This window comes from Salinivibrio sp. IB643 (assembly GCF_001996105.1).
Lineage (GTDB): Bacteria > Pseudomonadota > Gammaproteobacteria > Enterobacterales > Vibrionaceae > Salinivibrio > Salinivibrio costicola.
Genome location: NZ_MUFF01000014.1, coordinates 1 through 23,022 on the forward strand (window position 1 = coordinate 1; position 23,022 = coordinate 23,022).

20 protein-coding genes are annotated in these 23,022 nt (G+C 48.2%); 11 read left to right on the forward strand and 9 right to left on the reverse strand.

The window, feature by feature from the left end:
- Positions 1 to 117 precede the first annotated feature (117 nt).
- The 3 genes from BZG77_RS07920 to BZG77_RS07930 form a co-directional block, all read right to left on the reverse strand.
- Positions 118 to 399 (reverse strand): GNAT family N-acetyltransferase, encoded by a 282-nt coding sequence (locus BZG77_RS07920; protein WP_158011425.1) that lies wholly within the window; start codon positions 397 to 399, stop codon positions 118 to 120.
- Positions 400 to 614: 215 nt separating this feature from the next.
- Positions 615 to 1,829 (reverse strand): multidrug effflux MFS transporter, encoded by a 1,215-nt coding sequence (locus BZG77_RS07925; protein ID WP_077646841.1) that lies wholly within the window; start codon positions 1,827 to 1,829, stop codon positions 615 to 617.
- Between the two features lie 165 nt (positions 1,830 to 1,994).
- Positions 1,995 to 2,792: a MetQ/NlpA family ABC transporter substrate-binding protein gene (locus BZG77_RS07930; protein WP_077646842.1), complete on the reverse strand. Its 798-nt coding sequence runs from the start codon at positions 2,790 to 2,792 to the stop codon at positions 1,995 to 1,997.
- Between the two features lie 154 nt (positions 2,793 to 2,946).
- On the opposite strand from BZG77_RS07930, the gene BZG77_RS07935 reads away from it, so the two are divergent.
- The 4 genes from BZG77_RS07935 (at position 2,947) to sstT (ending at position 6,437) form a co-directional block, all read left to right on the forward strand.
- On the forward strand, positions 2,947 to 3,516 hold the full coding sequence (locus BZG77_RS07935; protein WP_077646843.1) for an LON peptidase substrate-binding domain-containing protein: 570 nt from the start codon (positions 2,947 to 2,949) through the stop codon (positions 3,514 to 3,516).
- A gap of 126 nt (positions 3,517 to 3,642) precedes the next feature.
- On the forward strand, positions 3,643 to 4,212 hold the full coding sequence (locus tag BZG77_RS07940; protein WP_108743965.1) for a sigma-70 family RNA polymerase sigma factor: 570 nt from the start codon (positions 3,643 to 3,645) through the stop codon (positions 4,210 to 4,212).
- Entirely contained in the window at positions 4,209 to 4,913 is a 705-nt protein-coding gene (locus BZG77_RS07945; RefSeq protein WP_077646845.1) for a ChrR family anti-sigma-E factor, read from the forward strand. Before BZG77_RS07940 ends, BZG77_RS07945 begins: the two co-directional genes overlap by 4 nt.
- 306 nt (positions 4,914 to 5,219) lie before the next feature.
- A complete protein-coding gene (sstT, locus tag BZG77_RS07950; protein ID WP_028569616.1) occupies positions 5,220 to 6,437 on the forward strand; it encodes a serine/threonine transporter SstT in 1,218 nt (405 codons plus the stop codon).
- 90 nt (positions 6,438 to 6,527) lie between these two features.
- Here sstT and mlc read toward each other — a convergent pair whose 3' ends face one another.
- Positions 6,528 to 7,742, reverse strand: coding sequence for a sugar metabolism global transcriptional regulator Mlc (gene mlc / locus BZG77_RS07955; RefSeq protein WP_077646846.1), 1,215 nt, complete (start codon positions 7,740 to 7,742; stop codon positions 6,528 to 6,530).
- A 265-nt stretch (positions 7,743 to 8,007) separates the two neighbouring features.
- Here mlc and queE point away from each other — a divergent pair, with 265 nt between their 5' ends.
- Positions 8,008 to 8,673, forward strand: coding sequence for a 7-carboxy-7-deazaguanine synthase QueE (gene queE, locus BZG77_RS07960; protein WP_077646847.1), 666 nt, complete (start codon positions 8,008 to 8,010; stop codon positions 8,671 to 8,673).
- 186 nt (positions 8,674 to 8,859) lie between these two features.
- Here queE and queD read toward each other — a convergent pair whose 3' ends face one another.
- Positions 8,860 to 9,222, reverse strand: a complete 363-nt coding sequence (gene queD, locus BZG77_RS07965; protein WP_021022792.1) for a 6-carboxytetrahydropterin synthase QueD — start codon at positions 9,220 to 9,222, stop codon at positions 8,860 to 8,862.
- 263 nt (positions 9,223 to 9,485) lie between these two features.
- Here queD and BZG77_RS07970 point away from each other — a divergent pair, with 263 nt between their 5' ends.
- The 4 genes from BZG77_RS07970 to BZG77_RS07985 all read left to right on the forward strand — a co-directional run bounded on the left by BZG77_RS07970 (position 9,486) and on the right by BZG77_RS07985 (position 15,603).
- Positions 9,486 to 11,105 carry a methyl-accepting chemotaxis protein gene (locus tag BZG77_RS07970; RefSeq protein ID WP_077646848.1) on the forward strand — a complete coding sequence of 540 codons (1,620 nt, stop codon included), beginning with the start codon at positions 9,486 to 9,488 and terminating at the stop codon, positions 11,103 to 11,105.
- Between the two features lie 102 nt (positions 11,106 to 11,207).
- Positions 11,208 to 12,608 (forward strand): asparagine--tRNA ligase, encoded by a 1,401-nt coding sequence (asnS, locus tag BZG77_RS07975; protein ID WP_077646849.1) that lies wholly within the window; start codon positions 11,208 to 11,210, stop codon positions 12,606 to 12,608.
- A gap of 83 nt (positions 12,609 to 12,691) precedes the next feature.
- Positions 12,692 to 13,885 (forward strand): amino acid aminotransferase, encoded by a 1,194-nt coding sequence (locus BZG77_RS07980; RefSeq protein WP_077646850.1) that lies wholly within the window; start codon positions 12,692 to 12,694, stop codon positions 13,883 to 13,885.
- A 164-nt stretch (positions 13,886 to 14,049) separates the two neighbouring features.
- On the forward strand, positions 14,050 to 15,603 hold the full coding sequence (locus BZG77_RS07985) for a methyl-accepting chemotaxis protein (protein ID WP_077646851.1): 1,554 nt from the start codon (positions 14,050 to 14,052) through the stop codon (positions 15,601 to 15,603).
- 61 nt (positions 15,604 to 15,664) lie between these two features.
- Here the strand turns inward: BZG77_RS07985 and folE are convergent, their stop codons facing one another.
- Positions 15,665 to 16,321: a GTP cyclohydrolase I FolE gene (gene folE, locus BZG77_RS07990; RefSeq protein ID WP_077646852.1), complete on the reverse strand. Its 657-nt coding sequence runs from the start codon at positions 16,319 to 16,321 to the stop codon at positions 15,665 to 15,667.
- 600 nt (positions 16,322 to 16,921) lie between these two features.
- On the opposite strand from folE, the gene BZG77_RS07995 reads away from it, so the two are divergent.
- On the forward strand, positions 16,922 to 17,422 hold the full coding sequence (locus tag BZG77_RS07995; RefSeq protein ID WP_077646853.1) for an META domain-containing protein: 501 nt from the start codon (positions 16,922 to 16,924) through the stop codon (positions 17,420 to 17,422).
- Between the two features lie 102 nt (positions 17,423 to 17,524).
- On the opposite strand, the gene BZG77_RS08000 is transcribed toward BZG77_RS07995, so the two are convergent.
- Positions 17,525 to 19,108 carry a CHASE domain-containing protein gene (locus tag BZG77_RS08000; RefSeq protein ID WP_077646854.1) on the reverse strand — a complete coding sequence of 528 codons (1,584 nt, stop codon included), beginning with the start codon at positions 19,106 to 19,108 and terminating at the stop codon, positions 17,525 to 17,527.
- Positions 19,109 to 19,299: 191 nt separating this feature from the next.
- Positions 19,300 to 20,049 carry a hypothetical protein gene (locus BZG77_RS08005; protein WP_131826143.1) on the reverse strand — a complete coding sequence of 250 codons (750 nt, stop codon included), beginning with the start codon at positions 20,047 to 20,049 and terminating at the stop codon, positions 19,300 to 19,302.
- Positions 20,050 to 20,124: 75 nt separating this feature from the next.
- On the opposite strand from BZG77_RS08005, the gene BZG77_RS08010 reads away from it, so the two are divergent.
- Positions 20,125 to 21,432 (forward strand): GGDEF domain-containing protein, encoded by a 1,308-nt coding sequence (locus tag BZG77_RS08010; RefSeq protein ID WP_241844131.1) that lies wholly within the window; start codon positions 20,125 to 20,127, stop codon positions 21,430 to 21,432.
- Between the two features lie 85 nt (positions 21,433 to 21,517).
- Here BZG77_RS08010 and BZG77_RS08015 read toward each other — a convergent pair whose 3' ends face one another.
- On the reverse strand, positions 21,518 to 22,735 hold the full coding sequence (locus BZG77_RS08015; protein ID WP_077646856.1) for an MFS transporter: 1,218 nt from the start codon (positions 22,733 to 22,735) through the stop codon (positions 21,518 to 21,520).
- Positions 22,736 to 23,022: the final 287 nt, after the last annotated feature.

Here is a 23,022-nt window from a genome sequence, read left to right on the forward strand (position 1 = left end):
TCAAAAAACAGACAATGTGCTTGGAGAGCTAAGTATCGAGATCAAGGATAAAGCCTCAATATAACTTGAGGTCAACGAGCGAAAACAACATCAGTGTTCTGGGAGGCAATACGAGAATCACGCGTCGGTGTAGGTATAGATCCAGTCGTCGTAACAAACACCGCCAATAGCAAACGCATCAGGATCAATACGGCTTAGTTGAAACCCTACCTTTTCTAGCACGCGCGCAGAGGCAAGGTTACCAGCGGTCACTGTCGCATTGATGGTTCGCGCACCACCATGATGGATGGCAAAATCAGCGACAGCCTGCAAAGACTCTGTCCCATAACCATGCCCGTGATAAGGCGGTGACAGTAAATAGCCGACTGGCGTTTGTGTCGCCGTCTCTACGATTACCAAACACAACCAATGCTTAGCGTCCGGAGACCACGGCGTGAGCCGTTACTCAAAACGGGGTTCAATCTCATCCAGTGGCATAGGTTCAAAACATTGTGCAATGGCGGCATTATCAGTATGCAAGCAGTAGAACAACGGCTAATCTGCTTTGATCATTGGCCGCATGCTCGGGCGCGGAGTTATTAATGGCATCATGCCCTTTTCGAATTGTGACTTTGTCATGATGCCTTACCCGGGGTATTGGCGACGTTGACTTTCGGTGCTGCGAAGCCACGGAAGATATTATGAACGGAGAGCAGCGCAAAGACGCCAACCACCACACCAAGGTGCCATGCTTCGCTAACSCCCAAGCTCAATAGCGCCATACTCATCAACGCAGAAATRATCATCTGTCCACCACCCGAGAGCGCGGCGACGGTGCCGGCTTGGTTAGAGTAAGGCTGCATCACCTGCGAYTGRGMGCACGGCAGCGCAATCCCGTTGCCAAACACCATAAAAAACTGCCCTATCATCAGCAGCAAGGGATCCATGGGGGTAAACCATAGCCATATCGCTGAGATGAGCTGCATCACCGGTGCCATTAGCAGCATACGCTTAGTACCCAAACGCGGCCGAATGCGCGACACCAGCGTGCTGCCCAGCAATAAGCCACATGTCGGAATAAGCGCCCACAGCGCATATTGATCCGAGGTCATCCCGATGCGCTCTTGCATCAAAAATGGCATCAGTGACACCGTGGTGATCACCAAGGTGAAGTTCAACCAGCTGATACTGGCGAAATAAAGAAAGTATGGCGTTTTTAACAGTGCGCCATAACGACCAAGGATCACTTTTATCTTAGGTAATGGCGATCGCGTATGCATACTCTCTTTAAATAAGAAAAAGAGCACGCACCACACCAAGCTGGTATAAACCATCAATAAAATAAAGATCGCCAACCAGCCTAAGTTATGGTTAACAAAGCCACCAATCACAGGAGCCACAATGGGCGTAAATGAGGCGACCATGATCAGGTATGACATGGCTTGAGGAAGCTGATCCCCCGAATACGAGTCACGGGTAAAGGCTCGCGAGAGGACGGCACAACACCCCGTGCCCATCCCCTGAATACAACGGCCAATCACCAACCCGGTAAAACTGGCGCTAAAGCTCACCATCACGGTTAACCCAACCAGTGAAAGCAAGACACCGGCTAATAGCACGCGGCGGCGTCCGAGTGCATCCGAAATGGGGCCATAGATAAATTGTGACGGGCCAAACCCGAGCAGGTAAGCGGAAATAAGCAGTTGGACATCGTCCATGCTGAGATTGAAGTCACGAGCGATCCAAGGTAATGATGGAAAAACCAATCCCATGCTGAATTGCCCGATACTGACCGTTAAGCATGCCAGCAATACGGGCGACCAATTAAATGGACGAGTAGCCGATTGCATCTCAATTCCTATGCGTTCTGTGTGTTAGGCGAGCGAGGAAACTGTGACTCTAGCGAATGCTAAAACCACAAGCTGAGAGGCATGTTAACGCAATAACTCCCTGAATGGTAAACAATGATTAAGAATGTACATCAATGGCCAGCTATCGCTGGCCGGTTTTAAAAACTAGAAAGCCGGTTCGATCGTGCCATCAAAGGTTTTTTGTAGAAACGCACGTGTTGCCTCTGATTGAAATAGCGCCAACAAACGCTGATAGGTCGGATTATCTTTATCCTCTGCCCGCGCTGCCACGACCATCACTGCGAGCGGTGCGTCTTTCGATTCTAAGAAAATACCTTGATCACTTGGATTAAGCCCTGATGACATCACATAGTTCATGGTAATTGCTGCAGCATCGACATCTTGTAGGCTGCGAGGCAATTGTGCCGCTTCTACTTCGACAAAATCGAGCTGCTTGGGATTAGCGGTAACATCTTGTAGCGTCGCTTGAAAGCCAACGTTATCGGCCAAGGTGATCAGCCCTGCGTCTTGCAGTAATAGCAAAGCGCGCCCGGCGTTGGTCGGATCGTTAGGGATCGCAATTTGTGCGCCTTGGGGTAAATCGTCCACGCGCTGTACTTTGTCTGAGTAAATCCCCATCCGCATAAGGATGGAACGCCCAATCGAGACCAATTCACTATCATGGTTTTGATTAAAGTTATCGAGAAACGGCTGATGTTGGTAACTATTTAAATCAAGACTGCCATCTGCCAGACCGGCATTCGGAGAGATGTAATCCGAAAATTCCACCACTTCGACATGAATTCCTTCTGTTTTTGCCTGTTTCGCAACCGCTTCTACGACTTGCGCATGGGGACCGACAGTCGCACCAATCTTTATCGTTTCTGGCTGATCTGAACAGCCGCTGATAACCAACGCCAGTAACACTGACGCAATCCAAAATCCTGGTCGCTTTAACGTCATTCTGATTCCCTTAGAAAAATAGATGTTTAGACGTCCAGAATGCCACAGCTTATAATGATGTCAACCTGATTGTGTTAACGCAGTCTCTGTCTTGATCGTATCCAACCCTGGTCGCGTAGTGGCAGGCATGTTGAATCAATAAGGAGGCGTAGATATGACGAAGCTGTTTCCTCTACCCTTGTTCTTACTACCCGGGGGCAGAGCTAAGCTGCGCATTTTTGAACCTCGCTATTTGCGCTTGGTCCGTGAATGCTCGGCGAATCAACAGGGATTCGTGCTGGCGATGATGCAAGGTAAACGTTTATATCGATATGGCACACTGGTGGACATTGTCGATTTTGAAACACTACCCGATGGTTTATTAGGCATTACCATTGCAGGTCGTCAACGGGTAAAAATTCAATCGACAGAGCAAGAGGCCGACAAGCTCTGGGTGGGCGAGATACAGGCACTGAATGACTGGCCACATGACGAGTTTATTGACCAGGAAGAAAATGAAGAAAAAATGCGTATCGCCGCGGGACTTAAAAATGTCTTCGCTGCCCACCCGGATCATGCTGAGCAGTATGAGGCGCCGTATTTCGAAGACTTAACCTGGAGTTGCCAACGCTGGTTAGAAATTTTGCCGCTTTCTAGCGCGCAAAAACAATGGTTTATCGCGCAAGAATCGGCAGAAGAGGCGATGCAATTTATCAGTCAGCTTCTCGAGCAAGAAGTCGAGTGATCCAATTATTTTAAGCCTCGTACTACAAGCGAGATGGACGGCTACGACAGATAGGACTCAACTATGACTGCGCCACAAACCATGTATACTGAGACCACCATTTCCAGACGGGACACGCGTGCCAACATGACTGACGTGACGAAGGAAGAGTTGTCTGAATTATTAGCAAAAGTTGCAGAAGATAGCGACCGCATAGCGTTCGAGCATTTGTTCCGATTTTTTGGCCCGAAGATACGCGCTTACGGTTCAAAACATTTAAGAGCTGACGGTCAAGCAATGGAGTTAGTACAAGAAACTATGCTAGTGGTATGGCGCAAAGCCCATTTGTATAACTCTGATAAAGGCGCGGCGACGACTTGGGTATTCACGATCATGCGTAACTTAAGCTTCGATATGCTTCGCAAGGTGCAATCGAATCGCGAAGACAATTTTAGCGATGATATTTGGCCCATTCTCGAGTCAGGGCAACAGGACAACGAAACTGATTCCGGTGCTCAGTCCATGATGGACCAAGAGCTTCTCAGTTTTATTGATGAGTTACCCGCGGTCCAGCAGCAGGTGGTTAGAGGGGTTTATCTCAAGCAATTGACTCATCAAGAGTTGTCAGAACAATTAAATGTGCCATTGGGCACCGTCAAGTCCCGATTGCGTTTAGGTCTGGAAAAGCTTCGCAATCACCTGGAGGTAAAACAATGATTAAGTATCACCCATCGACCGATTTACTGGATGCTTTTGCTGCTGGCAAATTGCCGACTTCGATGGCGATTGCGTTGTCTGCCCATGTTGAACTTTGCCAGGAGTGTCAAGCTTACGTGGCTATTGCAGAAGAAAAGTTTGCATCAGTGGTGTTTGATCAAGAATCAGTCTGCGACGACGCGTTGATGGTAAATGAGTGGGATCACAATGCTGAAGATGAAATGCTATCCGCCATTTTTGAACAAGTGACTGCCAACGATGCCGATGCGCTGACGCAATCTGGCGCGGAACAACCTGAAGCGCGCGCAACACAAATTACTGTCGGTGAAAAAACATATGCCTTACCCCGGGCGCTGCAACGATTCGGCGATTCAAATTGGGCATTCTTTGGGAAAGTCCAACGTGCGCGACTTAATCTCGACGAAGGGGCAACGCGAGCCAGTTTTCTTCATATAGATGAAGGCGGTTCAGTGCCTGCGCACACTCATAAGGGCTATGAGTTAACTCTTTTGTTGGACGGTACGTTTGAAGATGAAAGTGGTCGGTATGTGCCAGGTGACTTTATTTTACTCGATAGCCGTCACCATCATACGCCATACACAAAAGAAGGTTGCCTTTGCTATACCATTGCAGATGCCCCTCTCTACTTCACAAAAGGCGTGAGTAAGTTGCTCAATACCGTGGGACATGCGATTTACTAAAAATTTCTGTGCTAGTTGTTATCCTTCGGCGACCGCTATGGTCGCCTTTTTTTATGCTAGATGGCCGCCTAAATCCACGGATTTACTCGACTAGACCTAGAATTATCACCATTTATTCTGCAGCGATAACAGAATAATTACACTAAATAAACCTCTCATTAATCATAACTCGCCACTTCAGTCCTACCTAACTAGTTCAAAGTAACAATTTTCCCTTTACATAGGGTGAATTTAACTGGTTTAATTCGTCACTTCTAACGATTCATTAACAGCCATTGATAATAAACACAGTGAAGTGAGAGTCACATGAGTCAAACACAACTCGCCAGTGTCAGTCGAGGTAACTCGCTGGTACTTCAAATACTCATCGGTATTCTTGCCGGTGGTGTTTTAGCCTATCTATCCCCCGAGCTTGCTGGCACAGCCGGATTGCTCGGACAACTTTTTGTCAGCGCATTGAAGGCCGTCGCACCCATTTTGGTTTTCGTTTTAGTGGCAGCGTCCATTGCTAACCAGAAACAAGGCCAACGAGCCAATATGCGCCCCATTATTGGGCTTTATCTTATCGGCACCCTTGCGGCTTCATTGACCGCGGTGACCATGAGTTTTTTATTCCCGACTACCCTCGAGTTTGCTGCGACGGATGCTAGCATTACGCCGCCAGAGGGCATTAGCCAGGTATTAAGTACGCTACTTTTCAATATCGTTGACAACCCTGTTAACGCGTTGATGAGTGGTAACTATATTGGTATTTTGGCTTGGGCGATTGGCTTAGGTATTGCTCTTCATCATGCGTCGAACGAAACCAAACGTGTCTTCTCGGATGTATCCGAGGGGGTATCGATGATCGTCCGCTTTGTGATCCGGTTTGCGCCTTTGGGTATTTTTGGCTTAGTAGCAAGCACGTTAGCGAAAAGTGGCTTTGATGCTTTGATGGGGTATTTACACCTTTTGGGGGTGCTACTCGGCAGTATGGCAACCATCGCCTTGGTGGTAAATCCGCTGATTGTGTATATCAAAACGCGTCAAAATCCCTATCCCCTTGTTTTTCGCTGCCTGCGTGAGAGCGGTCTCACCGCTTTCTTCACCCGTAGCTCTGCAGCCAACATTCCAGTGAATATGCAGCTATGCCGCCGCCTTGATTTGGATGAAGATACTTATTCTGTCTCTATCCCACTCGGTGCCACCATCAATATGGGAGGCGCGGCGATCACCATTACCGTATTAACCCTGGCTGCTGTTCATACACTCGGTATCCAAGTGGATATCGCCACGGCTGTGCTGTTGAGTGTGGTGGCCGCGGTATCCGCGTGCGGCGCGTCGGGGGTTGCTGGCGGCTCCCTATTGTTGATCCCACTCGCGTGTAATTTGTTTGGTATTCCACAAGAGATTGCCATGCAAGTGGTTGGGATTGGCTTTACTATCGGTGTTTTACAAGACTCTGCCGAAACGGGCCTGAATAGCTCAACCGACGTAGTATTTACCGCGGCGGCATGCTTGGGTGAAGAGCGTAAAAACAGCTAACCAACGCCATTAGCCAAGATCAAAAAAAAGCAGGTGCATCAACACCTGCTTTTTCTTTAACCGCTTTTTAATTGTCAACCAAGGCAACGATTAGCCCTCCAGCACTTTCATCAGCAAATTGCCATCATACATCGCCTGCTTTACCATCGCCGCCCCAGGCATCGTCGCTTGGGCATAGAAATAGCTTTCTTCCAAGACTAGGTACTTGCTATACAGCGGAATCGTCTGCGTTTTTAAACATTCCATGATCGCAGGATACAAGACCGATTTAGCGCGATTGAATTCGCCACCAAATAATATTTTTTCTGGGTTAAATAAATTCACCACAATCGCTATAGCGGTTCCCAAGTGATGCCCCAGCTCGGTGATCACTTGGTGGGCCAAACCATCGCCTGACACCGCTGCATCGCATATAGCCTCTATCGTGAGCGGTTGGTCGTGCAAGCAACTCGGATGCCCTTCATTGAGCAATGTCTTCACCTGCTCATAGATCGCGGACAGGCTTGCGACCGTTTCCAAACAGCCATAATTACCGCAAAAACACCGCTTACCAAAGGGCTTAATTTGAAGATGACCTAACTCRCCAACGTTACCGATCCGCCCTTGAAGCACTTTGCCCTCGAGCACAATACCGGCCCCAACGCCGCTGTGAACCGCTACCAGCACGGCGCTGTCTGCTTCTTTCGCGTTACCAAGCAACTTTTCCGCTAGTGCCCAAGAACGGGTGTCGTTCCCCACAAACACCGGCAAACCGGTCTCTCGATGCAATACTGGCCCTAGAGGCATATGGTCGACCTCGAAGTGCGGCATTTGAATCACGGTGCCTTGGGCACGATTTACCAAGCCCGGTAGCGAAATCGCAATACTAGTGACACGATCCACCGTTTGTTGGTGACGAGAGAAAAACGCATTGACATGATCGACCACGGTGGTGAGTAATGCACTTTGCGCCACCACCGTTAATTCATGCCGTTCTTGAATCAAGATTTCACTGCTTAGCGAATGCAGCGCCAGAGTGAGATAACCTCTTCCTAGACGCATGGACAAAAATTGCCAGCCTTCGTTATCCAGCATCAGCCCTACAGCTGGACGCCCGCGCATGCTCGTTTCTTGGATCGGTGCTTCTTTTACAAGGTGAGCGTCCATCAGTTCGCGCACAATTTTGGTGATACTGGCAGGCGCCAGTTGGCTGCGTTTCGAGAGTTCGATCCGCGAAATAGGCTCAAAACGATCGATTAAGTTATAAATCGTGCCCGCATTTTTGCGCTTGATATGATCGATATGTCCCGGCTGCCCAATAATCATGCCCTTTCCTATTACTACGTGGCTGTGGCGATAAACCCTGACACCGCCTATTTAGGTGAATTTTTTTACTTCGCGAACTAATTGTGAAGCAATTGGCCGCTAGCACGTGACATTTGTCACTTTGTATCTTTGAAATCGCGTACAAACTCACAAAACCTGTCTAAACAGTAACGCTGTTCATCCTCTAATCACGGGCTAAAAAACAAGATCTCAAACTTATTCGTTGGCATAATGCGGAGCTCATATTCTATCGCTATAAATCACCATGTACCGAGTCAACGAGATATTTGAAACGATCCAGGGCGAAGGCACCTTCACAGGGGTTCCGTCGGTTTTTGTCCGCTTGCAAGGATGTCCAGTAGGATGTGCCTGGTGCGATACTAAGCAAACCTGGGAAACGGATGATAAGGATCAGCAAGATAAGATCTTTATCATTGATAAGTCAGAGGATTCACCGACTTGGTGCTGGCTAGGAGCCGAAGATATCGTCACTGAAATCACGCAACGCTATCACGCTAAGCATATCGTGATTACCGGGGGCGAACCCTGTCTTTATGATTTGGTACCTTTAACGGAAGCCTTGGAAGAGGCTGGATGCCAATGCCAAATTGAAACCAGTGGCACCTATACGGTCTATGCGAGCCAAGCCACCTGGGTAACGGTGTCGCCCAAAATCAATATGCGCGGTAAATTGCCCGTTCTCGCCAGTGCGATGGCGCGAGCCAATGAGATAAAACATCCGGTGGGGACAGAAAAGGACATTACACAATTAGAGACTCTACTTGAGACCTGCCCAGCCTCTCCTGGTGCAACCATTGCGCTGCAGCCGGTAAGCCAAAAGCCACGTGCAACCAAACTTTGCATCGACACCTGCATTGCGCGCGGCTGGCGTTTATCCGTGCAAACACACAAGTATTTGAATATCGCCTAAGTGACGATGACGAGGACGGTGGCAAGATAAATCGCGCCGTCATGGAGCAAAGCACACGTCGAAAAGCGACAAAAAACGCCGAGTACTAAAGTAACCTCATAAAGTTAGGCACTGCTACTCGGCGTTTTTTATTTCTCTCGACTGCTTCTTATTTACCTCGAGTATTGTTACTCACGTCGAGTTTCGTTACTCACCTCGATAAGTGCAACCTGCGGTACAAGTTTCTTTCACCATGACCTGGCTTAACAGAGGCAGATTCGGTTTTACCTGTTGCCAAATCCAGTGTGCTAGCACTTCACTGGTTGGATTTTCTAGCCCTTCAATGTCATTGAGATAGTAGTGATCCAGGCGCTGATAAATCGGTTTGAAAGCCGCTTTTATTTCGGCAAAGTCGATCACCCACCCCGTATACGGATCAACGTCGCCTTCTACATACAAACGCACCGTAAATGAATGCCCATGTAAACGCCCACATTTATGGCCTTCTGGCACATTCGGTAAATGGTGTGCCGCCTCAAAGGTAAATTCTTTAAACAACTCAGTGGTCATTTTACTTCATTCCAACAACAACAAGAGGCCGCATGCTACTTAAATTCGCTGGCCGACTCAAACGCATTCATCCGACCACACCCGTTAGTCTGTGCGGCCAGAATGCCTCGCAATACGGGTTTCCGTCTCATTATTGGGACGATTTACGTCGATGAAATCACACATTTTATATGAGGGTACCGCCACAAGTGCGCTCTCGGTTTAACATAGTCGCTACAGGCTAGAACTGATAACTCTATAAATTAATAACAAATGGTTGACTCATGCGTATGACCCTTGCGAGCAAAATTCTTCTTGCTCTTTTTCTTGTTTTCGCTCTTGTGCTCGCCACCTCGCTGGGCTATCAGTCGCATCAACAAAAAGCCTTGATGACATCGATTGTCAGCGAGCAAACCTTAGATAAAGCGTCCAACTACTTTGATAGCCTTAATATGCTGATGCTCACCGGCACCATCAGCCAGCGTAATACGTTGCGAGAGAAAATGCTGTCACACAAAGGCATCGACGACGCTCGCGTGATCCGTGGAGAGGCAATTACCCGCTTTTTTGGCCCAGGAAACCCTGAGCAATCTGCCCAGGATGCCATTGACCAACGTGCCCTCAAAGGTGAAACCATTGTCGAAACCTTTGATGCTGATGCGGGAAAAGGATTGGTGGTCGCCCTGCCGATGAAAGCGAGCAGCGATTATCGCGGCACCAATTGTCTGCAATGCCACGTAGCAGAGGAAGGCACCGTACTCGGTGTTATCCGGCTCGAGTATGATCTTGAGCCTTTGTATAGCACCATCGATAGAGAAATGTTAATTACCGCTGGGATAATGGGCAGCATCGCTGTGATTGGATTTTTAATCTCACTCACTGTGATTCGCCGCTGGGTGGTCTCCCCGCTTAAGCGTGTCTCTGCCTTTATGAAACGCACCAGCCATGACAAAAATCTTTCCGAGCGCCTCAACAATACCCGTGACGACGAGATTGGTGAACTGTGCAATAGTTGCGACCAGTTGCTTGATAACTTTTCTGCCAGCTTGCAACAAGTTCAGCGCACCTCAGAAACCCTGTCTGCTGAGGCCATGAACCTGATCCGTGTCTCAAGCCATACCGATCAATTAGCTGATAGCCAACGTCACGAAACCAATGACATGTCTTCAGCCATCGATGATGTGCAACAGCATCAACACGACATTCAAAATCGTACTCAAGAAGCGGCGCAATTGAGTGAATCTGCCGCAGGCAGTGCCAATCAGGGCAGTGATCTGGCGAATGTCGCGGCCAATGATATTCGTAAGTTGGTGGCTGATATTGGCCAAGTACGCACACAAATATTGGATGTTAACCAACAAAGCCAGCAAGTAACGACGATCCTCAGCGTGATCCGGGAAATTGCCGAGCAAACTAACTTATTGGCGCTGAATGCCGCCATTGAAGCCGCTCGAGCCGGAGAGCAAGGCCGAGGGTTTGCGGTGGTTGCCGACGAAGTACGCAACCTTGCCAGTCGTAGCCATGATGCCACTGGTGAAATCCAAACCATCATTGAAAACTTGTGTGCAGGCAGTGAAGCCTCTGCGCAAGCAGTTGAAGCGACCAGTGAAAGTGCTAATCAACGTGCAGAAACCGTGATGGAACTTTCTACCGCTTTGGGTAATATCGCCGACCAAGTTAGAACGGTCAACGACAACGCCAATGACATCAGCAAACAAAGTGATCACCAGGCGCAAATGACCGATGCCTTGCTCGCTCAAGTGGGTCGTATTCAAAGTCACGCCAACGATACCGCAACCAATGCGAATGAGGTGAAAGCGATTAGTGCAAATCTCGAGCAGCTGGTTGAACAACTTGAAGGGTTAATTGGCCAATTTCAGCTCTCAGACACGCTCAAACCTTGAAGCTATACAGGATACAGGTAAACTTGCTAGTCTAACTTGCAAAATCACTGATGCGGTCACACCCCGTTGGCCGCATTACCTAAACGGAGATAGAAGCGAATTATGACATACGCGCCTGTAGTAGACGTCCTGCGCGGCAAGGCGGCAGTCGACACTGAAGTGACTGTGCGTGGATGGGTCCGGTCACGCCGAGATTCCAAAGCCGGTATTTCTTTTCTTGCCATTTATGATGGTTCTTGTTTTGACCCTATTCAGGCCGTGGTCCCTAATGAGCTGGGTAATTATCAGCAAGACGTTCTGCGCCTGACCGCAGGCTGCTCCGTTGAGGTCACGGGTAAGGTTGTTGAATCGCCCGGAAAAGGTCAAGCCTATGAGCTTCAGGCAACGGCAGTGAAGGTCGTTGGCTGGGTTGACGATCCAGACACGTATCCAATGGCGAAAACGCGCCATTCGATTGAGTACTTGCGTGAAGTGGCGCATCTCCGCCCACGTTCGAACGTAATTGGTGCCGTTGCACGTGTACGTCATACGCTCTCACAAGCCATTCATCGCTTTTTCCATGAGCAAGGCTATTACTGGATGTCTGCACCGCTGATCACAGCGTCGGATTGTGAAGGTGCGGGGGAAATGTTCCGGGTGTCTACCCTAGACATGGCCAATGTGCCAAAAACCGAACAAGGCGAAGTCGATTACGATCAAGACTTTTTTGGCAAAGAAGCGTTCTTGACCGTATCGGGTCAGTTAAATGCCGAAACTTACGCCTGTGCACTCAGTAAAGTGTATACGTTTGGTCCCACCTTCCGTGCAGAAAACTCCAATACTAGCCGTCACTTGGCTGAGTTCTGGATGGTTGAGCCAGAAGTGGCGTTTGCCGATCTTGATGACTCTGCTGAGCTTGCAGAAGCCATGTTAAAATATGTTTTCAAGGCCGTGTTGGATGAGCGCAAAGATGACATGCAATTCTTTGAACAGCGGATCAATAAAGATGTTCTGACTCGTTTGGAGAAATTCGTCAACGCCGACTTTGCGCAAGTGGATTACACCGATGCGGTCACTATTTTGCAAAACAGCGGCCAAACTTTTGAATTCCCCGTTGAGTGGGGCATTGATTTAGCCTCTGAGCATGAGCGTTACCTAGCAGAAGAGCACTTTAATGCACCGGTTGTGGTAAAAAACTACCCGAAAGACATTAAAGCGTTCTATATGCGTATGAACGATGACGGTAAGACCGTTGCTGCGATGGACGTACTCGCACCGGGTATCGGCGAAATCATCGGCGGCTCTCAGCGTGAAGAGCGCCTAGATGTGCTCGACCAACGCCTTGAAGAAATGGGTCTAGAAAAAGAAGATTTCTGGTGGTACCGCGATCTTCGCCGTTATGGCACTGTCCCTCACTCTGGTTTCGGTCTGGGCTTCGAACGTCTGGTTTCATACGTGACGGGAATGAGCAACATTCGTGACGTGATCCCATTCCCTCGCTCACCACGCAATGCCAGTTTCTAAATAGATACACTTATCCAAAGGCTGCAGGTTGCAGCCTTTTATTTGCATTTAGCTTTCATTCATCATAACCATGGACGACACCAATGTTTGAGAAAATCTCTGCGGCACCTGCTGATCCTATCCTAGGGCTAACTGAAGAATTTAAAGCGGATCCACGTGAAGATAAGATTAACCTCGGGGTCGGGGTCTATAAAAACGAGCACGGCGAAACGCCCGTTTTAACCTCAGTAAAAAAAGCCGAGGCACTACTACTCGATAAAGAAACCACCAAATCTTATTTGAGCATTCCAGGCACCGCCGAATATGGCCTTGCCGTTCAGCAATTACTTTTTGGTGAGCATGCGGATGTCATTAAAGACAAACGCGCACAAACCGCACATTCTCCCGGCGGCACCGGCGCCCTTCGCTTAGCAGGTGAATTTATTAAACGCCACCTGGGCGATGTCACCATTTGGATCAGTAACCCAACTTGGGCTAACCATAAAGGCGTGTTTACCGCGGCAGGTTTAACGCTCGCAGAATACAGCTATTATGATCCGGCCAAAAATGACAAAGATTTGTCAGCGATGGTCGCTGATCTCGAGAAAGCGGCAGCGGGCGATGTCGTGCTACTCCACGGCTGCTGTCATAACCCAACCGGTATCGATCCGACCGAGCAAGAATGGCAAACCTTAGCAGATCTCTGCCAACGTAAAGGCTTACTGCCTATGTTTGACTTTGCATATCAAGGCTTTGCCAAAGGCGTAGAAGAAGACGCAGTCGGTCTGCGTATTTTCGCTAACGTCTGCCCAGAGCTGCTGATCGCAAGCTCATTCTCGAAAAACTTTGGCTTATATAACGAACGCGTTGGTGCCTTTACACTGGTCGGGCGTCAAGAGCAAGAAGCGGTCACCGCCTTTAGCCAAGTTAAAAGTATTGCCCGAGTGATTTACTCTAACCCACCTGCCCATGGCGCAGCGGTGGTAACGACGATTCTTAATGACCCAACGCTCAAGGCGGAATGGTTACAGGAATTGGCGACGATGCGAGACCGCATTAAAGCCATGCGCACGGAATTTGTCAAAACACTCAAAGCGCAAGGCGTCTCACGTGATTTTAGCTTTATTGAGCAACAAAACGGTATGTTCTCGTTCTCAGGGCTGAATAAGGATCAAGTGAATGCATTAAAGGCTGATCATGGTGTCTACATTGTCGGTTCCGGTCGGCTTAATGTTGCGGGCATGACGCACACTAATATGGTGCCACTTTGCACTGCGATCGCAAAGGTTTTAGACTAAGCGTCGCTGTCTTAAAAATGAAACAAAGGGCCGCTAGGCCCTTTTTTTGTTGGCGGCATTTATATCTAAACAATTTATTAACAAAACAATTAATAACAAGCCCAGAGCCGCTACACTAAAACCAACCAGGTTTTTTATGAACTGTGACCAAAAAGATAAACCCTATGAGCAATAATGAAGTTGTATTTGGTGACGATGAACGCCTCGTCTCGACCACGGATAAGCGCGGCGTCATTACTTATTGTAATCCGGAATTCATTCGTATTGCGGGTTATGAAGACAATGAGCTGACCGGGGCACCCCATAATATTATTCGTCATGCCGATATGCCGAAAGCGGCGTTCGCGGATATGTGGCGTAACCTTAAGGCCAATCAACCGTGGCGGGGAATTGTCAAAAACCGCTGTAAAAACGGTGATTATTATTGGGTCGATGCGTATGTTACGCCGATTTATGATCGGGGCCAAGTCATGGGCTATCAGTCCGTACGTGTTAAGCCTGATCCCGCCGTGAAGCATCGCGCGGCACAGGTTTACCAAAAGCTCTGTGCGGCAGAAAAAGCAGGGAAATCGCTTAAACACTTTTCGATTGCAGACCTGCCCACAGGCGTAAAACGGGGTTTAATGGCAATCGGTTTAGCCGCCGCGCCCATTTCCCTTATCTTTGATCGCGTGATTTCCGGATGGGATATTGCCGGCGCCATTGCGATGCCATTGATACTGGGGACGATTTTTCGCGATGAGCTTTTTACCCTGCCTACGCTTAGCCGCCGCTTTCAAACGGACTACGACAGTATTAGTCGCTATATTTATTCGGGCACAGGGCTAAGTTCGGTCGTTGATTATAAGGTTAAGCTACTTAATGCCCGAATTCGCACCATTCTGGGTCGTATGCTCGATGCTTCCCTGTCGTTGAACCAGTTTTCGGACGAATTAAGCGCCTTGTCGAAACGCGTCTCCGATGCGATTAACAAGCAAAGCGATCAGATTTCGTCGATTGCTAGCAATATTGACCATGCCTCGGAATCGGCGAATAAGGTATCTGACAATGCGCAACAAAGCGTTGAACTGCTTCAGTCTGTGCAGCAGCAGAGCCAAGAAACCGAATACTGGTTACAGCAGACCGGGGAACAATTAAAAGCGCTTTCCCAGCAATCTGAACACTCGCTCACGGCAACCCAACAGCTATCGGCTACCGCTGAACGCGTGACCGAATCGATGAGTGAAATCAGTGGCATTGCTGAGCAAACCAATTTGCTCGCGTTAAACGCGGCCATTGAAGCAGCACGAGCCGGTGAGCAGGGTCGCGGGTTCGCCGTTGTCGCCGATGAAGTGCGTGCACTTTCCAGCCGCACTCAAAGTGCAACCGAACAAATTCAAGCGTCAATACAAGAGATGCACAACACGATTGCACATTGGCAAACTCAGATCCATGAAAGCCATGAACAAACACAGCAGTGTGTTGATACCACGTCTAACAGTATTTCAAGCTTACATGCTGTTGCGACGGCCATCGAAGATGTGGTGGGAAGAACGAATGAGACGCATCATTCCGCGCAAGCGCAACTAGAGACATTTACTGACATTAGTCGCGACATACATAGCATTGAGTCCGTTTCTCAGCAGAACCTCAATGAAGTAAACGATGTCTCAGAGGCAAGCAGCCAACTTCGCGATAAAGTACGCCAGTTCCATGACATCGCTAGGCAGTTCGAATAATCGCTGAGCGCTTCAAAAACTAGCTAAGCAGTGCGAATAAAAGCGCCATCTGGCGCTTTTATTATTGGATACCGTGCAAGAACTCAGCGCGTGTCGCTGCATTTTTCTTAAACTGGCCCCCTAACGCCGTTGTAGTCGTTTCACTGTTCGCGTCCATCACCCCGCGTGATTTGACGCAATAGTGTGTCGCTTCGATACGTACCGCGACATTGTCGGTCTCTAGCAGCGTTTGTAACGCGACTAAAATTTGACGAGTCAAGCGCTCCTGGACCTGCGGACGCTGGGCAAAAAATCGTACAATGCGATTAATCTTAGACAAGCCAACCACTTTATTGTCGGGCAGATACGCCACAGTCGCACGACCGTCAATGGTTACAAGGTGATGCTCACAGGTGCTAGTCACAGAAATATCTCTTACCCGAACCATCTCATCACATCCCATTTTATTATCAATCATGGATACTTTGGGAAACTGTGAGTAATCGAGTCCGGAAAAAATCTCATCGACATACATTTTGGCAATACGCGCTGGTGTTTCTGCCAAACTATCATCGGTAAGATCCAAGTCGATCGACTGCAGAATTTCACGCATGTGAAACTCGATTTTTTCTTTTCGTTCTTCAGAAGACATCTTTGATGCTGTTGTCATTGGGGTTTCGATCCCACGCGCGAGCAGAGCTTCCTGAACTTTTTTTGCAGCATCGCTTAATGCCATGATGGATTCCTTTTTAGATATGCCTTAAGCCGTTCTTTCACCTACACACTGTAGTCACTATCAGATCAGTGTTGTCATTAAATAGAAGCATAACGTTAATATGCCAAAAATACACCTCGCGGAGACTGTGGATTTATCCGCTGGCGTCGGATTGCCTAATCTCGGCAGTTCATTTTTGTCAAGAATCGTGAACATCCATTCGATTTACCTTACGCCAGATGCAAACTTGCTTAAGATCACACCCTTTTCTCTATCTCAAATACCATCATATCAATGAAATCAAACTGTCATTTTTGTTTGATACCGTTTGCAGACTGTATCGTATGGTTGACGCATCCGAATCACAGTCGAAAGTTGATATCCAAATCGACCGCAGCACTCTCCTGCTTAGCAATTATGCTGACAAAAGACACCTCCCTAGTGAGGTTATTTCAATAATAATAAACACGCGATGGTATATCTTGTCCCCTCTACCGGGGACTTTTTTTATCCCCCACCAAAAAAGACATTATCTTGACATAAAGCCAATTTTTTATTGGCATATTTGTTATCAAGTTAACTACGCTTGGATTGACACCCACCTTTAGTGACTAAGGAGTCATTATGAAGAGACACGTATTGATGGCGGTCATGCTCGCTGCTGGCGTCACCGCCTGTAGCAGTAGCAATGATGCGAACAATGCTAAAAACGAGGTCACAACCGCTAGCATTGCTCAGCAATGGCAACTAACCATGATTGATCAACAGGCTATCAGTGCGGAAGGATCCCCAACGTTAAATGTCAATAAGGATATGGAAGTCAACGGCTATACCGGCTGTAACCGTTACTTTGGTAAGGCGGAACTCGACAATAATCGCTTCAAGATTGATCGTATGGCCAGTACGAGAATGGCTTGCGCGGAAAACTCAATGGCGTTAGAACAAACCATGAGCCAAGTGTTGGGTCAATGGAGCGACGCTAGCGTGCGCAATAACACATTGTTACTCAGTAATGATACGCACACCTTAGTCTTTACCCCAGTCAACTCATCCAAGGCGACAGATGATCCGTTACTTAAGAGCCCAGCGGTAAATTCACGCTTCAACAAGGGTGAGAAATATTAACTCTATATCTCAAAGATCGATTCCTGATCCTAAAGACCGGCTCGTGAACGTAAAAAGCCGATGAGTTATCCTAGAGGGCGGTACTTGGTACCGCTCGCTTTTTCAAGAAACCACCATCCAATGCCAACCTTTATCGATATCAGCCTTCGCTCGCGTCAAGCCTATTTCGCCATAAGCGCATAGTCTTGAAGCCGTCATTTCTTTTTGCTTAGTCACGGTGACGCCGCCTACAAACACGGCAACCCGACTTTCCGGTTCGTCCTCAAAAGGTATCTGAAGCCGTTTAACCGCGGTGACGCATTCTTCACCTAATCGCGAGGCACCCTCCGTGCGAGGCAATATTGCAATAAATTGACTTCCCGTGTAACGACAGACGAGATCGCCTGGTCGTTTAAGCATCTCATCAATGGCTTTTGCCACTTGACGGATCAACTGATCACCCGCAACCCGACCGTATTGGCTGTTGTAATTAGATAGGTGCTGGATTTCGACCAGCATTAAGCTCAGAGGTGCTTCATCACGGACCGCGCGCTGGATTTCGCGCTCTAATGCTTGCTCAAATTGGGTTCGGTTATATAACCCCGTCAACCCATCACATTTGGTCATTGATTCTAATCGGCTATTCGCATCTTTGAGCGCATGTGTTTTTTGCTCGACTTGGACTTGAACACTGTACGCCCGTGCCTGCAGGCGATAGAGCAGATAACAAATCACAAAAAAGATGCCACTACCGATCAAAAACGTCCACATTGGCACCCAGCTTTGTCTTTGTTGCATGTAACTGACTGTGGGATAGCCCACCAACTCCCACTCTCGTCCGGCAAATAAAATGGGTTCAGCGGGCTGTTGTGCCAGCGAATCCTTCATTTGCGCCAGTTCAACGCGATGGGTATGCAACACTTGGCGATGATTAGGATCGGTGGTATCAATTAGGGTGTAATTGATACCGTCATTGATCACGGTTTTTATCGCAAGATTGACCAGGGTTTCTACATCGATCACTGCCACTAAAAATCCACGCAAATCCTGGGTATCATCCCCTGCTAGTTGTTCGGGATCGACGAGAATCGGCATAATGAGCAAAAAGCCACGTACATCACCATACGCCCGTTCCATGGTCGTAGCAGGCGTAGCCACTGGTACACCAGTATTAAAGCTAGTTTTAAGTGCCTGGCGTGTGATGGGTGTTGAGCCCAAATCATAACCCATCACAGCGTCTGATTGATTGTTACCTGAGGTAAATCTAAGGGGAAAATACATATCACGGCGAGAGGCGGTTACTAACTGGCTCTGATCGTTGAGTTCAACAATATTGAAGCTTGTTCGATCAGGCTGAGCCGCTGTCATACCTTGTGTGTAATGCCGGCGTTGATGATGCATGACAATATCGGCCCACTCGATCGATTTGAAACTAGGATGACGCTTTAATACCCCAGAGGTTAGAGGCTGAAAATTGCGGGCGTTTAAGCGATGCCCAGCATCGAAGTGATTCTTAACCGCATAAAGCAGTTCAAGACCCAGGTTGACCTCGCGCGCGAGCGCCATTGCCGCATTATTAACATCCTTGTGCAGCTCTTTACGAATGGCTTCTTGCTCTTTTTGATAGAGTAGATGCGCCGTGAATGCCGCAAACCCTACACCAATAAGCGCCGTTATGATGATGATACTCCATGCACGCCGAGGCATTATTACTATCCTTACCCTATATTACCTACGCAATAAATATGCTAGCTGCGCGATAAATATGTTAGCTGCGCGATAAACATGTTACCTACGCGATAAACGAGGGGGCGTTATAACCCACTTATCTTGTAAGCGTAGTGGGCAAGACTATAAACGATCAATTTTTTAACACTATCTTGGCATGCAAACTACATTTACCCCATGACAACTGAGTTGAGACAAGTAACGGCTGCAAACATAAACAAGACACCTGCATTTATACGCCACAATGTGGGCTTAATTCGCTTCATTAAGTGCCAAATTTGCGCAGCGAGAGCCAACAAACCAAACCCAGCTCCGGCAACAAACGCATTAATCTGGGTAGGTGCGATATCTGAATGACTTAACGCCGCCACGCTTGCGACGAACACTATCAGCCCCATAAACGCCATCACACTTGCCAGTGGCAATAACGTGTCAAAAGCCTGTAAACGTGAACGCGCACGCACTAATAGACCATGCCCCAAGCTTGCACCAAGTAACACCAGCTGTAATACCCCGGCGACAACAAGTAGCCCACCCTCAGCCATCAGTATTGTAATCCATGTAACAACGCCCAATAAATTTGCGATATACAACAAAGGAATGGGACCTGATCGACGTGTTTTGCCCGTTTTTGATCGAAACGCAAATATCCCTAACGTTAAGAAGGGTAAGATGGCGAAAAAACTAGATGGAACCAAGATCAACCAAGCAAAAGTCGGCACCCAAAAAGCATGATGGAAACGCCCTCGCTGGCCGGGGCAAATATCGCCCTTCAAAAGGGCTAACGACAACACGAGTTGTGCCCCCAAAACAGCAGACACGATCGCGGGAACAAGTAACACGTACATAACAAAAATCACCTTACATAAAGCATTAAAAAAAGAGTCCACTATTGAACTGATTACATTAAAAAGCGCCATCGATCACATTGAATACACGAAACAGACTCAAAACCGCCAATAAACTGGCATGTTTGTACACTTATACCAACCTTTATGACAGATAAAAACAACATGACCGCACGACGCGATAATAACAAAGTGGCGCGAGCAGCGGGGACCTTTGCACAAATGGAAAGGACAATGGGTGCAATGATGAGTGAGACCTTAGGGCACATTATTTATAAGCTCCAAATATCATTTTTTGAACTTTGGAGTGCAAAAAAACACGCCAACAGTTTTAATAACACACGTAGTACTTATCTGCGCAGTCGCTTATGTGTACTGTGTTACGTTTGGGCAGGGCTCACGATTGCTTGGTCTGTCGCTGATTTTTTATTCCTATCGGACACTACCGCCGCCGCCCAACTCTCATTGCAACGCTTGCTATTAGGTGGGGTGCTGATAACGATTGGTTATGCAGTGAGTCGAGCTAACAATCTAAAATCGGCTAAACTCGGTCTCGTCGCGATGGTGATTGCCACCAACGCCTTTTATTTCTCTGCCAGCCATACCCTTCATTTCCCTACGGAGAACACCGCGTTTTCCTATAGCTACACGCTATTGCCGATCATTCAGATAGTCATGCTCACTATCTTTCCGCTCACCATGCGCGAAAGTTTATCATTAATGACAATTACTTTAGTTTGCCATCTCTGGGTGGATTCGTTTGGTGGCACCATGACCAGTCCCGACCATATGGCCTCATACTGGTTACAGACAGTGATTGCCTTCATGGTGGTCTGGTCACAGCTTTCGCAGTTACATATGATTTTGCGCCTTTATCGCCAGGCGACACTCGATCCGCTCACGGGGATCTATAATCGCCGAATGCTGCTTCAACTGGCAATGCGTGCACTCGCCGTGAGCGAGGAACGACATTCCCCCTTTTCTGTGTTGTTGCTTGATTTGGATAAATTTAAACGCACTAATGACAAATGGGGCCATTACGCTGGCGACGTTGTTTTACAGTCGTTTACACGTACAGTGCAAGAGCGACTAAGAAAATCTGACATCTTTGGTCGTTTTGGTGGCGAAGAGTTTATCGTATTTTTACCTAAATGCAGTGCTGAGGTCACAGCACAAATCGCTAACCGATTACTCGAAGAAGTCGAAAGTATGGATGTCCCAATTGATGAAAGCCGAACGCCGCTCAAGGTGACCGCGTCGATTGGTATCTCCACCTTTCAACCCGGTGACACACTCTCATCATTGATTGAACGAGCGGACTGTGCGCTTTACCAAGCCAAAGCCGCAGGACGAAATTGTGTCCGTGCCTACCAGCCGGATCATCAAACCAGTGTTGATGCACGAAATTCAGTGAGCCGCGACAACATTGATATGCCGACCGAAGCATCACTTTAAATCAGCCGCACGGTGAGTCGACGGCGTTCATGCCATAAGCCCATCGTACGGCAAGCTCATGGCTTAGTATGATACGAGGCCGTGCTCATGGGGCCGCCGTTTGCTGGTGTATTTTGCGAGCGCGGCTTCGACTCACCACCCGGGATAACCCAAACACCAAACCTAATAAAACCAGTCCCAACACTAATGCAGCGATGACCACACCGAACCATGCATAATGCTGCCAAGCCGCGATGAGATAAAAGCCGCCAAGACTGCCACCGACATAATAATGTACCAAATACAAAGCCGTTGCGGTTGCTTTGCCTTGTGCAGCTTGGCGGCTCACCCACCCATAAGCTAAAGAGTGAGTGAAAAAAGCCCCACCGCTAACCACCAACAACCCAATAACTATCCAAGGTATATCATGACTTAATGTCACTAATACGCCTAGCATCGCCACCAAGGTGCCAAAGGCCATGCCTCTGATTGCACCATACTTGAGCACCCACCGGCCACTGAGCCGTGATGTCACCGTACCGGCGAGATAACAAACAAATACCGATGACACTAAGCTTACTGGTAACTGATAAGGGGGTGCTACAAATCGAAAGGCGGTGACCGAAAATAAGTTAACAAACAATGCAAAGTTCACCCCACCAATAAGCATGGCTATCCACAAACTTGGCGTACGTAAATGCGACAAGACCCCACGTGAATGGGTGAGCAACGATGTTCTACCTGGAGAGAAATAGCGTTGACGAGGCAGCAATTTTGTCACGATCACCACTCCCGCCAGTGTGAAGGCCGCCATGGCGAGGACCGCACCATGCCAGCCCCACCAATCGATCATTATGCCACCAGCAACGCGACCAGAAATGCCACCCAGTGAATTAGCACTGATGTAACTGCCCACGGCGATCGCTAGCGCCTTGGGAGAGAACTCTTCGGCCATATAAGCGACCGCCACCGCCGCAAATCCACCAAGAGACAAGCCCATCAACGCACGCAGCACAACAATCATCCAAAATGATGAGGTACTCGCCATCGCAAGCCCAACAAGCGGCAGCATCCATAAGCTGGTCAGCATCACAGGCCGACGCCCAATACGTTCAGAGAGCACCGCCCAAGGCACCAAGGAAAAAGATAATCCTAGCGTTGCCGCCGCAAGCAACCAGTTCGCACGCGTTTCACTGATCCCATCACTGGCCGCAAACACAGGCAACATCGGTTGGAACAAGTAAAGGTTACAAAAAATCAGAAAAGAGCCGAACGCAAGTGCAAATGCCGTCAGCCGATAACGTGATGAGCCAAGCTCAATCATGACAACCTCACCGTTTAGTCAGATGACCCTATACTAGCAACGGCAATGTGCGTAATAAAATAGATTCACGTTAAGTTAGTTTCATTGTCAGCTATTAGTGCGTCACAATGCCGAACATCACATATTGCCCCTATACTCTATGCAGGAATATCGCTAAAATCGCCGGCCAATTAATCGCCCGCTTTGGCGCATGACTGCAAATCATTTGCTCACACGCGCGGCAGACCAAGAGACAAAGACGTGACACCGACTGCTATATACGACTATACCCCCTACTGGGCCGCTTG